An 11,994-nucleotide genomic window follows, 5' to 3' on the forward strand; every position below is an offset into this window, starting at 1 on the left:
GAAGGGGAACGATCACGGGGCGTCTTAGTTCAGGTACTGACTGCCACGAATCCGCCGCCCCAACACGTCCAGCAGATCACAACCATCGCGCAACAGAATGGCGCTGGCGTGGGCGATCTGTGTCAGGTCGGTGGCATCGGCGTGGCGGCTGTCCATGTGCACGATGCTTTCCATCAGTTGAGTCACCGCGAGGATGCGGTAGGCGGCGCTGGCATGCAGTTCGTCCAAAGGCGCGCGGGTGTCGATAAACAGGGTGGGCGTGGAGGATTCGTTGCTGGTTAGCGCGATACGGTCCGTCATGGTGTGTTGCTCCTGAAATAAATAGAGCTGCCACTTGATCGCCGTCAAACGAGTTGGGTGGCAACTGTACGCAGGTTGACGGACCGGTTTCAGGAACCCGGCGCATCCGAAGATGCCCCACGCACAGTCGCCATAAGACTTTTTTGCGAGCGCAGAAGAGCGCAAGCAGAGTCGAGGAACTATGCGTCCTGAAAGTGTTACCGAGCCGTCAAACCCGATCACGAATGAGTCGTGACAGGCGCGAGGATAGGGAGCAGTGAGAGGGCGGTCAACCCGATATGTGTAGCCTGAAACGACCTTTTGTATCCACAGATGGCTGTTGATCTGGCTTGCCGCTTGAAGCTTACGGTTGCTCCTATTTATCGCTGCTTCTTGTAGCCGCTGCCGCAGGCTGCGAACGACCGCGCAGCGGGCGCAGGGGGCTTGAGACCGCTGAAGGTCCTTCGGCCCTTTTCGCAGCCTGCGGCAGCGGCTACAAAAATCCCCCTGGCCAAGTGCCTGCGGATAGGGGACGCAGACACCTGGAAAGGGGGAGCACAAAGGTCTTGCTAGCACGACTCCCTGCTTTTAGTTGCAGCTTGCCGCTTGAAACTCGCCGCTGCGCTTACTGCGCAATGGTCTTCACCGAGACGCCACGTTCCACCGGGGTGGAGCGGCCGTAGATATCCTCAAACCGCTCGATATCGTCCTCGCCCAAATAACTGCCCGATTGCACTTCGATGATCTCCAGCGGGATCTTGCCCGGGTTGCGCAGGCGGTGCACCGAAGCAATCGGGATGTAGGTGGACTGGTTCTCGGTGAGCAGGAACACGTTCTCGTCACAGGTGACTTCGGCGGTGCCGCTGACCACGATCCAGTGTTCGGCGCGGTGGTGGTGCATCTGTAGCGACAGGCACGCCCCCGGCTTGACCGAGATGTGCTTGACCTGGAAGCGTCCGCCCATGTCCACCGAGTCATAGGAGCCCCACGGGCGGTAGACCTCGCAGTGGTTCTGGGTTTCGCTGCGGCCCTGTTCGTTGAGGGTGTTGACCATCTGTTTCACCCCTTGGACCTTGTCCTTGTGGGCAATCATCATGGCGTCCTTGGTTTCCACCACCACGATGTTGTCCAGGCCGATCACCGACACCAGTTTGCCGTTGCCGTGGATCATGCAGTTGTGGCTGTCCTGAATCACCACATCGCCCTTGCTGACGTTGCCGTTGGCGTCCTTTTCATGCACGTCCCACAGCGACGACCAGCAGCCGACATCGCTCCAACCGGCGCTCAGGGGCACCACGCAGGCGCGCTGGGTCTTCTCCATCACCGCGTAGTCGATGGAGTTGTCCGGGCAGCAGGCGAAGGTGGCTTCGTCGATGGTCACGGTGTCCGGGTCCTGCTGGCTGCGTTCCAGGGTCAAGAGGCAGGTGTCGTAGATGTCCGGATCATGTTTCTTCAGCTCTTCGAGGAAGCGGCTGGCGCGGAACAGGAACATGCCGCTGTTCCAGAAGTAGCCGCCGGCCTGGACGAATTCGTTAGCGCGTTTTTCGTCGGGCTTTTCGACGAACTGCGCGACCCGGCTGATGCCTTCCGGCAGCAGGGCGTCGTTGGCGGACTTGATGTAGCCGTAGCCGGTTTCCGGTTTGGTCGCCGGGACGCCGAACAGCACCATTTCGCCACGTTCGGCGGCCACGGTGGCCAGGGCCAGGGCCCGTTGCAGGGCTTTCTGGTCGTCCAGGACGTGGTCGGCGGGCAGCACCAGCATCAGCTCGTCGCGGCCTTCGTTGACCAGCATCATCGCGGTCAGGGCCACGGCCGGGGCGGTGTTGCGGCCGAAGGGTTCCATGAGGATGCGTTGGGATTCGAGCTTACGGTTGGCCAACTGCTCGTTGACGATGAAGCGGTGGTCTTTGTTGCAGACCACGATGGGGGTGTCCATGCCTTCGAACACCAGGCGCTCCAGGGTTTGCTGGAACAGGGTGTGTTCGCCGGTCAGGGCGAGGAATTGCTTGGGGAATTGTTTGCGCGAAAGCGGCCAAAGACGTGAGCCGCTACCACCGGAAAGGATTACTGGGATCATGGTGTTTCTCCTTGAATCTGTTTGGGTTAGAGCTACGAGGGTTTGTCGTTTCACTCTTGTTTTTGTCTCGGTGCGCCACTGCCGAGGTATGAGGCTGCGATGGGCTGCGAAGCGGCCCCTGAGGGCGGTCCTGCGGACCGCGTCGCAGCCTCGGGCCTCGGCAGCGGCTACAGGTCTTAGCGGGTGGAGACGGGGCGTTTCACCCACACCGGCGACAGGTTGCTGCCGTTGCCGGTGACGTAGAGCACCGCCGCTTCGCCGCGCTCCAGGGCCACGGGCTTGAGGTCGCTGACTTTTTTATCGCCGTCATACAGGGCGAAGCTGACCTTCACCGGGTTGATTTCGCGCTCGCCGCGGCCTTTGGCAGCCACGGCCTTGACCACGTCGGTCTTGCCGTCGGCGGTCTTCAGGGTCAGGGCCTGGTCGCTGAGGTTCTGCACCCGCACCAGGGATTTCTGCTTGTTCTTGAACGGCGGTTCTTCGATCAGTTGCGGCTGGCCGCTGGCGTTGTTGACCAGGGTGTAATAGTGATCGGCGGCCAGTTTCACCGGCACGCTCTGGCTGCCCACCTTGGCGGTGTAGTCACCGCCGGGCATGAAGCTGAAGTCGCTGCTGGCCAGGGGCGCGACGTCATTGACGTTGGTGCTGCCCACCGTGGCGCTGACTTCGCTGTTGCTGGCGTTGTAGAGGCGCACGAAGGTCGAGCCCTTGGGCGCGGTGGGACCGTACAGGGCGGCGTCGCCACCGGCGAATACCGGGGCTGATAGCAGGCCCAGGCTCGCGGCCAATACGGCAGCTTTCAGGGATTTGGCAGCGAGACGGCGAGGAGTAGTAGTGAAAGTCATGAGTGTTACCTCTTTTCAGTTTTGCGCCCGGTCGGGCGTCTCGGATTTGTTGAGTGCAGCTACGTTCTGTTGGCGAGCACCGGCTTGCTTGAGCTCTGCGACCCACTGCGGGTCGGCATCGCCGATTTCGTTGTTCACAGGCAGATAGCGTTCAGGGAATTCCCAGATCAGCACCTGGGGCGGGTTGTTCTTGAAGTCGTCGCTTTTCAGGTAGCTGAGCATCGGCAGGATCGGGCCGTGGCCGTCTTCGGCGTAGCTCAGCACGTCGCTGTGCAGGGCCTGTTTCAGGGCGCCGACGAAGTTCCAGTTGGGGTTGGCGCTGTAGCTGGTGCCCACCAGGGTCACCGGCACTTCGTGGTCGGCGAACAGCGCGTCATCGGCGCTTGGCTGTTCCTCGCTGGCGCGGGTCACACGCTTTTGCAGCGGCTCTTCGGCCGGCATCAGGTTTTCGAACAGCGGGTCCAGGGGCAGGAAGCGCCGCAGGTCGCCCTGGTGCTTCACGGTCTCTTGAGTCTCGGTGACGAAGCGTTGTGGCTGACCGCTGAGCGGGGTCTTGGCGGCGATGGCCTGGGCCAACTGGCGAGCGACGACTTCGGCGCCGGCCGGGGTCCAGTGGGTGTCGGTGCGCAGGAACACTTGCTGGCCCTGTTGCTTGGCCTGTTGCAGGGGGCCCAGCAGGTCGGGGGCAAGGATCTTGTCGGCCGCGACCCGGGCATGAAAGTCCTGGTAGAGGTTGGCGTGGATTCGCGCCGGGCGTACCTCGTCCAGGTGTTCCGGGTACAGCCGGACCTTGGCCGGGACGATGGCCATCACCAGTTTCACCCCGTGCGCCTTCAAGGTCTGGCGCACGCCTTCCACCAGGGCGTAGTTGCCCTGCAGGTTGAGTTCCTCGTTGACCACCGGGTTGAACTCTTCATCGCTGTACAGCCACTGGTCGCGGCCTAGCACCACCCCGGGGCGGCCTTCGTTGAACAGCTTGAAGTCCAGGGCGGCCCACAGGTTGGTGCCCAGGCGCTTGATCGGGAACTGGTCGTCGTAGTGGGTTTCCACGGCCTTGGCCCAGCGCCCGTTGAGCACGGTGGCGTCGTTGTTGGTACTGAAGCCGAAGAAGCTGCGCACCGACCACAGCCCGAGGACCGCCAGGGTCACCAGGAACAGGGCGATGTAGAACACACGTAATGAGCGGGTCATGGGCAGATCCCTCAGAACTGGAAGTAAAGGAACGGCGAGAAGCTTTGCGCCGAGAGTTTGAGAATCGAGGCGATGAACAGCAGCAGCACCAGGGCGCGCATCACGTAGCGCGACCAGTCGGCGCTCCAGTAGGCCGGTTGCACTTGGGCCTCGGTGCCGACGATGTAGCCTGGCTGGTGAACGCTGCCGGGGGTGTCCCCGGGCACTGCCTTGATCAGACCGGGCTGGGCGGTGGCCGGGCCGTCGGCGGGGGTAGCGACGTCGGGCTTGGCCTTGACCGGTGCCGGGTTGCGGTACAGGTCACGCAGGCCGAAGAACGCCAGGGTGGCGTAGGCCAGGATCAGGGTCGCCACTTGCAGGCCGGTGAGGCTGGAGCGATTGAGTTCCGACAGCGACCAGTCGCCAAAGCTGAACATGGCGCCGTACATGCGCCCGGCCACGTGCAGGTTCTCGGCACGGAAGATCACCCAGCCCATCACCACCAGCAGGAAGGTCAGGGCCCAGCGGATCGGGTTCAGGCTGCGTGGGGTGGTGTTGATGCCCAGGGCCTTTTCGATGGCCAGCCACATGCCGTGCCAGGCGCCCCAGACGATGTAGGTGATGTTCGCACCGTGCCACAGGCCACCGAGCAGCATGGTCAGGAACAGGTTGCGGTAAGTCATCAGCGTGCCTTTGCGGTTGCCGCCCAGGGTGATGTACAGGTAGTCGCGCAGCCAGGTGGACAGGCTGATGTGCCAGCGCCGCCAGAACTCGGTGATCGACTGGCTGATGTAGGGCTGCTTGAAGTTTTCCATGAAGCGAAAACCCATCATCAAGCCCAGGCCGATGGCCATGTCGCTGTAGCCGGAGAAGTCGAAGTACAGCTGCGCGGTGTAGGCCAGGGCGCCGAGCCAGGCATCGCCCGTGGTGGGGTTTTGCAGGGCGAAGCAATGGTCGGCGACCACTGCCAGGGTGTCGGCGATGAACACCTTCTTGATGAAACCCTGCATGAAGCGGGTGCAGCCTTCGGAGAACTTGTCCAGGGTGTGGGTGCGGTTGTTGAACTGGTCCGCCAGGTCGCGAAAGCGCAGGACCGGGCCGGCGATCAGGTGCGGGAAGATCGCCACGAACGCCGCAAAGTCGATGAGGTTGCGGGTGGCCGGGGTGTCGCCGCGGTAGACGTCGATGATGTAGCTGATGGACTCGAAGATGTAGAACGAGATGCCGATCGGCAACAGGATGTGGGTCAGGATGAACGGTTCCAGACCGTAGGAGGTCATGATCGCGTTGATGCTGTCCACGCCGAAGTTGGCGTACTTGAAGTAGCCGAGGATGCACAGGTCGACGCCGACGCCGAGCAGCAGCCAGCGTTGGGCCGGTTTGGTGCGTACACCGGCGGCGCCGACTTTCAGGCCGATCCAGTAGTTCCACAGGGTGACCCCGGCGAACAGCGCCAGGAAGTCCACCCGCCACCAGGCATAGAACACATAGCTGGCGATCAGCAGCAGCAGGTTGCGATAGCGTTGCCCGCTCAAGTAGTACAAGCCGAGAAAGATCGGCAGGAACAGGAACAGGAACACATTGGACGAGAAAACCATCCCGATCTCTCCATGTTTAACCAATAGTCAGAGGCCGGAGCCCCCCCAAACCCCCCACTGAAAAAACCGTGGGAGGCGTATTGCATTCATGACGCTCTCTGTAGCCGCTGCCGAGGTACGAGGCTGCGATGGGCTGCGAAGCGGCCCCTGGGGGCGGTCCTGCGGACCGCGTCGCAGCCTCGTGCCTCGGCAGCGGCTACAGGTGTAGGTGTTACGGGCCTGTGTTGCCCTTTTCATGGGCCGGGTCGTAGACCTTGGTCAGGTCGCCACCCAGGCGGAAAGTCTTGAACGGTTGCATCTTGTGCTTGCGCTCCAATGTCTCCGGAGCGCAGGTGTAGAGGCTGCAGTAGGGTTCCAGCCAGGCGAATTTCGAGTCGACCTTGAGGTCGGTCATGTCCTGTTCCTTGCCATTCTTCTGCTCGAAAAGCTCCGGGTCTTTCACCCCAGCCAGCACTCGGTCACCCAAGCGCTTGAGCGCGCTGTTGTTCTCCTGGCGCAGGTCGACGCCGTTGACCTGGGCGAAGCTGGCGATCATCGCTAAGGGCGGCAGGGCGTAGTTGTGGTACGCCAGGGCCCGTTGCTGGCGCTTGAGTTCGTTGGGCAAGAAGCCGTCGGCGTCGACCTGGTGGGCGCCGACCTTGTATTCCTTCACGGCCCAGTCGAACAGGTCGCGGCGGTTGGTGGCCACGGCGGTGGCCATCACCGACCAGGCGGCCCAGTAGGAGTGGTTGTTGGTCTTGTCCAGGGGCAGGTTGTCCCAGTCGCTGACTACCTGATCGGCCATCTTGCTGAACCAGGCCTCGATCTTCTGCGCCTGTTCCTGGTGGCTGGCCAGCGGGTGGGAGTCGGAGAACTTCAGCCGCAGGTAGGCCGAGGCCATGCTGCCCAGGGCCCATTTGCGCATGGACTTGCCGGTGTGGTTGAAGTCCTTGGACATCAGCGCGTCGGCCTGGGCCCAGGCGCTGAGCCAGGCGAGGGTGCAGTCCAGCTGTTGCGGGCGGCCGTCGCGCATGAACTGCATGACCCGCTTGCTGGTGCCGCGCTCGATCTTGGTGATGTCCGCGGTGGTGTCGCGAAAGGCCTGTTCGGACTGGGTGTTCAGGGTCGCCCGGGCCTTGTCCGAGCCTTCGTACTTGCTGCGAAACTGCAGGGCGCCGGTGTAGGGCGCCGGCATGGCGTCGCAGCCTTCGCTGTCGTCACCGCTCTTGAACTTGTCCACCGGGGCGTAATAGCCCTGGGGTGGACGCAGCGGCGCGGCGGCCTGGGCGCTGCCGGTGACCATGGCCAGCCCCAGCAGGCTGGGGAGCAACCAGTGTTTCAGGTGTGTGCTTTGCATAGGTAACCTCATTGCCCGATCTGCGCGGTGCGTTGCTCGGCGCTCGGGAATACGTTGCGTTTGCAAATTTTCGCTTCGACCTTCTGCCCGGCAGTGCCCGCTTCCGGGCCCTGGATTTCGACTGCCAGCAGGTTCTGCGAGGCCCAGTCTTCGTCAGTGCGCAGTTCGAAGGCGAAGCGCCCGTCGGTGTCGGACGTTTCCGGTTTGTCGATCTTGATGTCCTCGTGGCGCCCGTTCATGTACCAGAGGGTGGCTTGCAGGGTTTTCACCGAAGGGTCGGCGAAGCGGATGTCGACCTGATGGCCGCTGTTGCGCAGGTCCAGGTTCTGGCTGTTGACCAGCAGTTCGTTCTTGCCCGGCTTGAGGGTGGTGCTGGCGCTCATCTGCGCAGCCTTGCCCTCGCAGCCGTTGTCCAGCAGGGCCATCATCTGCCGGTAGATGGTTTCCTGGTCCAGGCGGTACAGCGGCGAGAACTCCCAGATCAGGATCTTCGGCGGGCTCTTCTGGAATTCGTCGCTGCCCAGGTACTGCAACATCGAGCCTTCCAGGCCACCGCCGGGGAAGGCGACGTTGAGGATGTCGGCGCCGATGGCCTCTTCCAGAAAGCCGGCGAAGTTGTAGTTCTTGCCGCTGTGGCTGGTGCCTACGAGAGTGATCTGCGGGTTGCCGGAATCACCGAACAGGTCGCCGTCGCCGGCCTCGCCCTTGGGCTCGGTGGTGAACTGGTCCATGTACTGGATGGCGTAGCTGGTGCCGCACAGTTGCCCGGCCATGTTGTGCAGGGTGCCGGTCTTGCCCATGCGCCCGGACTTGTGGGTCTCGAATTCACGCCGTGGAATGTCGGCGAAGGCCGGCAGTTGCTTGACCTTGTCGGCGACGATCTTGGCGGTGCGTTGGGCGCCGTAAGGGGTCCAGTGCTGGTCGCCACGGAAGTAGAAATCGTGGGCCGGCAGGGTGTCGGGCAGTTGTTCGTTGGTCAGTGGCGACAGGTCCGGCACCACGTAGCCCATCTGCGCAAAGCGCCCGAGCATGGCCTGGTAGTTGTTCAGGGCCTTGTCGTAGTCGAAGCGGGCTTTCTCTGCCGGGTTGAGCTTGTTGCGGTTCACCAGGCCGCGAGTCGGCTGGTAGACCAGCACCAGTTCCACACCCTTGCTCTTGAACGCTTGGTGCAGTTGCTTGAGGCGGCGATAGCCTTGTGGCGTGGTGTCAAATTCGGTGCGCAGGTCTTCCTGGGTGCGGAACAGCCAGTCGCCCTGGGCTTGCACCAGGGTGGTGAAGTTCTGCTGGTAGCGGGTGGTGTAGTTCTTCGCATCATGGGCGGCCGGGCACAGGTTGCAGCACGGCTCGGCGGTGAAGTTCGGCGCCTGGGGCTCATCGGCCCGGGCGCCGGCGCTGGCGGCGAGAATGCCGGCGGTCAGCGCCGACAGGCTCAACAGTTTGATCAGGTGTGGGGGCATGACAGTCATCCTCAATCGCGCATTTCGGTCTGGCGTTCGACAGGGTCGATCAGCACGGCTTTTTGCTGGCGCACCATCAGGTCGAGGATTTCATCCTGGCGTTCGCCAAGGATCCCCGAAAAGCTGATGCCGCTGCTTTTGGTGGGCGCGAGCATGGACACGCGATACAGCTCCACGCTCAACGGCGAGTCGATGGACAGCGGGCCGCTGCCATTGGCCGCCAGCTCGCCGCCGACCACGATCAGCGAAACCTGAGCGTCGAACGGGTCGAGCTTGATGTCGCGGTCGGTGTCGGAAAGGTCCTTGATGTGGCCGTAGACGCCGGTCAGGCCGTTGGCCATGGCGATGTTTTCGTACAGGCGGATGTTCACGCTGTTGCGAATGCGGATGCCGTGGCGTTTGTTGCTGATCACCTTGTTGCCCCACAGCAGGTTGTCGGCGCTCTCGTAGAGGGTGATGCCGTCGGTGTGGTTGCGGTAGATCTCGTTGTAGGCGATCAGGTTGTTGACGCTGTTACGGTCGATCACCAGGCCCGAGAGTTTGTTGTCGTAGCTACGGTTGTTGAAGATGAAGCTGTCGTTCACTTCCCGGGAAATGATGATGCCGTGCTTCTTCTTGGTGCCGTGGACGGTGTTGTCGGCGATGATCAGGCCGTGGGAACGGTCGTGGGGGTCGATGCCGTAGACGATGTTGTCCTTGTAGGTGTTGCCCTTGACCACGAAGTCGCGGGTTTCGTAGCAGTAGAAGCCGTACCACATGTCCGAGAAATCCGAGCCGATGATCCAGCCGGTGGGTTCATCGCGCTTGAGCACCTTGGCCATGTTCGGCGTGTACTGGGAAATACTCACGCCGTAGGACTTGGAGTTGGCGTAGCCGAAGCTGGCCATCTGGCTGTTGACGATGTAAGTCTCGGTGCCGCCCCAGGCCAGCAGGAACGGGCGGAATTCCTTGGGCGAGCGGAAGGTCGCCGGGCCGTTGTCTTTCTCGCGCCAGCCGGTGACCTTGGTGTCGCGCACAAACAACTGGCCATCGTTGACCAGGAACGAACCGCCTTCCTGGGACAGGCGCAGCTCCTGGGTCTGTTTGTCGATTTCCAGGATGCCCTTGCGCCCGACCACGATCGGCAGGCGCGCGAGGAATACACCCGGCGCGGTTTCGCTGATGTACTGCTTGGGCAGTTTCTTGGCCAGGTCCTTGAGGTTGATGTAACCGTCGTCGATAAAGATCGCCTGGGGAATGCCGTGCTGGCGCACCACCCATTCGGCCATCTTGTTGTCACCGCCGATAAAGTCTTTCAGGGCGTCTTCCTGCATCATCCGGCGCACGCTGATCTTGCCCGGCTGGCTGCGCACGATCTTCGCCGCAACGGCCTCGGCGGTGTAGCCGGAGAGGTCGGGCAGGGTCGGTGTGGCCAGGTTCAACGGCTCAGTGGGCGCGCTGCTGACGGTGTAGGTCTTGGCCTGTTGCAGTTCCTTGGCGACGATCGGCGCCTTGGCCGGCTCGACAGTGGCGAAAGCCGAGCTGCTGGCCAGCAACAGAGCGCCAGCCAACAGGCTGATGGCGCCTTTCGCAGCGGGGCTGTTCATGGGGTAGCAGTTCATTTCGGGCACTCCCTTCGCGGTTCGCATCAGAAGCGCCAGATCACGTCGATAAAGGCGCGGTGCATGTACGAGTCGACGTCTTTGCCATAGGCATCGCCGGGCTTGAACACGCCGCCACGAAAACGCACCAGGGCCGACGGCTCATCGATGGACTGGCTCAGGGCCGCCGGCAACAGGCCTTGCTTGAAGTACTTGGTGACCACCAGGTCCATTTCCTGCCCCAAGTCTTTCTTGCCGTCTTGCAGGGGCAGCGCGGTGCTGGAGAGCAGGTTGCCGTTGCCGTCATAGTCGTTGTCCACGGCGTTGATGCCGTTGCTGCCCACCGGCTTGTTGCCGTCCACGCGCCAGAACTTGTGGTAGATCAGGCTGGCGTCGTATTCATCGTTGAGCATCCAGGAGCCGAACAGGGTGGCGGTCTGCATGTTGTTCATTTCGCCGCGATAGGCTTCGCCGAAACGGTGCACGCGGGAGCGGGTGCCGGTGTAGTTGGAGCGGTTGCTTTCCAGGCCGTTCTGCTCGTAGTCGCCGCTGGCGCGGGCATAGGCGGCGCCGACTTGCCAGTTGGGGTCCAGGCGCAGGCGTACGCCCAGGTCCGTGGCCCAGCCGTCGAGGTTGTCGCTGCGCTTGGCCTGGGTCGGGCGGTTGCCATTGGCGTCCAGTGCGTTGACCGTGTCGCGCTCGCCGCGCATGCCGGTCAGGCTGGCCCAGTAGTTGACGGTGTTGGTGTTGCGCCAGTTATAGGCGTCGCTGTCGGCGGTGAGGCCGAGCCAGGTGAGGTCGCCGTTCTCTTTCTTGTCCAGGGAATCGGCGGCTTCGCCGGGCACCGGATAGTCGAGCTTGCCGTCATCGTGAGTGTGATGACCGCGAATCCCCACCCAGTTGCCTGGGGTCCACTGGTAGGCCGCGTCGCCGTAGACGTGCAGGCGGTCCTTGTCCTTGGGCGCCAGTTCCTTGAGGTCGGTGCGGTACTCGCTGAAGCGCTCGGCGGCGCCCACGTTGGCCCGCAGCAAGGTGGTGTCGAAGGTCCAGTTCAGGGCTTCGATGTTGGTGTCGCGCCACTGGCCGTCGTCGTTGCGCAGGCGTTGGCGGCCCAGTTTCAACTGCTCGCCGGGGTAGGGCGTGAAGCCGCTGTAGCCGATCCAGAACTCGCGCAGGGCCAGGTAGTTTTTCTGGGTCTTGCGGTCGTCGTTGCTCGACTGCTGTGCACCGTCGGCGTCCGACTGCTGCAGGGTATCGGTTTCGATGATGTCGGTGGAGGTCACCGCCTGGCCCATGGCGTAGGCGCTCCAGGCACCGCGTTCACCGTAGACCCACGGCCGCAGGTCCAGGCCCAGGCCGTTGACGTCGCCGCCGCTGAGGGTGCCCAGGTCGCGATCATCTTCGGATTGGCCGGTGATCTTCACTTCCAGGCCGAAGTTCTGGGTATCGGTCATTGCCGCCAGGGTCGGGTTGGACCAGAGCATGGCAAAACCCAGGGCTATGCCCAGTTTCGACAGGCTGAAGCGCTTGCCTGTAGGCGCTGTCGCAGGCTGCGCCCGGTCGCGCAGCGGCCGCGATTCGCGGGGGCGGGGGTGGCGAGCGCTTTGCACTCGATCGCAGCCTGCGGCAGCGGCTACAGGAGGTGTATTGAG

The 11,994-nt window shown here is 62.8% G+C and carries 9 protein-coding genes; all 9 read right to left on the reverse strand.

Going from position 1 to position 11,994, the window contains the following annotated elements; all coding sequences use genetic code 11:
- Positions 1-24 precede the first annotated feature (24 nt).
- The 9 genes from WIN67_RS05005 to WIN67_RS05045 all read right to left on the reverse strand — a co-directional run bounded on the left by WIN67_RS05005 (position 25) and on the right by WIN67_RS05045 (position 11,826).
- The gene (locus WIN67_RS05005) at positions 25-300 is read right to left on the reverse strand and encodes a hypothetical protein (RefSeq protein ID WP_015634231.1); all 276 of its coding nucleotides are present in this window, start codon (positions 298-300) and stop codon (positions 25-27) included.
- A 604-nt stretch (positions 301-904) separates the two neighbouring features.
- Positions 905-2,356 carry a mannose-1-phosphate guanylyltransferase/mannose-6-phosphate isomerase gene (locus tag WIN67_RS05010; protein ID WP_339070711.1) on the reverse strand — a complete coding sequence of 484 codons (1,452 nt, stop codon included), beginning with the start codon at positions 2,354-2,356 and terminating at the stop codon, positions 905-907.
- Between the two features lie 176 nt (positions 2,357-2,532).
- On the reverse strand, positions 2,533-3,201 hold the full coding sequence (locus tag WIN67_RS05015; protein ID WP_253083702.1) for an alginate O-acetyltransferase AlgF: 669 nt from the start codon (positions 3,199-3,201) through the stop codon (positions 2,533-2,535).
- Positions 3,202-3,216: 15 nt separating this feature from the next.
- A complete protein-coding gene (locus WIN67_RS05020; protein WP_339070712.1) occupies positions 3,217-4,392 on the reverse strand; it encodes an alginate O-acetyltransferase in 1,176 nt (391 codons plus the stop codon).
- 11 nt (positions 4,393-4,403) lie between these two features.
- On the reverse strand, positions 4,404-5,969 hold the full coding sequence (locus WIN67_RS05025; RefSeq protein WP_339070713.1) for an MBOAT family protein: 1,566 nt from the start codon (positions 5,967-5,969) through the stop codon (positions 4,404-4,406).
- Between the two features lie 211 nt (positions 5,970-6,180).
- Complete coding sequence (locus WIN67_RS05030; RefSeq protein ID WP_273922235.1) at positions 6,181-7,305, reverse strand: mannuronate-specific alginate lyase; 1,125 nt, start codon at positions 7,303-7,305, stop codon at positions 6,181-6,183.
- An 8-nt stretch (positions 7,306-7,313) separates the two neighbouring features.
- On the reverse strand, positions 7,314-8,762 hold the full coding sequence (locus WIN67_RS05035) for an alginate O-acetyltransferase (protein WP_102879070.1): 1,449 nt from the start codon (positions 8,760-8,762) through the stop codon (positions 7,314-7,316).
- Positions 8,763-8,773: 11 nt separating this feature from the next.
- The gene (gene algG / locus WIN67_RS05040; protein WP_372342436.1) at positions 8,774-10,348 is read right to left on the reverse strand and encodes a mannuronan 5-epimerase AlgG; all 1,575 of its coding nucleotides are present in this window, start codon (positions 10,346-10,348) and stop codon (positions 8,774-8,776) included.
- Positions 10,349-10,389: 41 nt separating this feature from the next.
- Complete coding sequence (locus tag WIN67_RS05045; protein WP_339071681.1) at positions 10,390-11,826, reverse strand: alginate export family protein; 1,437 nt, start codon at positions 11,824-11,826, stop codon at positions 10,390-10,392.
- Positions 11,827-11,994 lie beyond the last annotated feature (168 nt).

The sequence above is a fragment of the Pseudomonas idahonensis genome, from assembly GCF_037903935.1.
GTDB lineage: Bacteria > Pseudomonadota > Gammaproteobacteria > Pseudomonadales > Pseudomonadaceae > Aquipseudomonas > Aquipseudomonas danubii.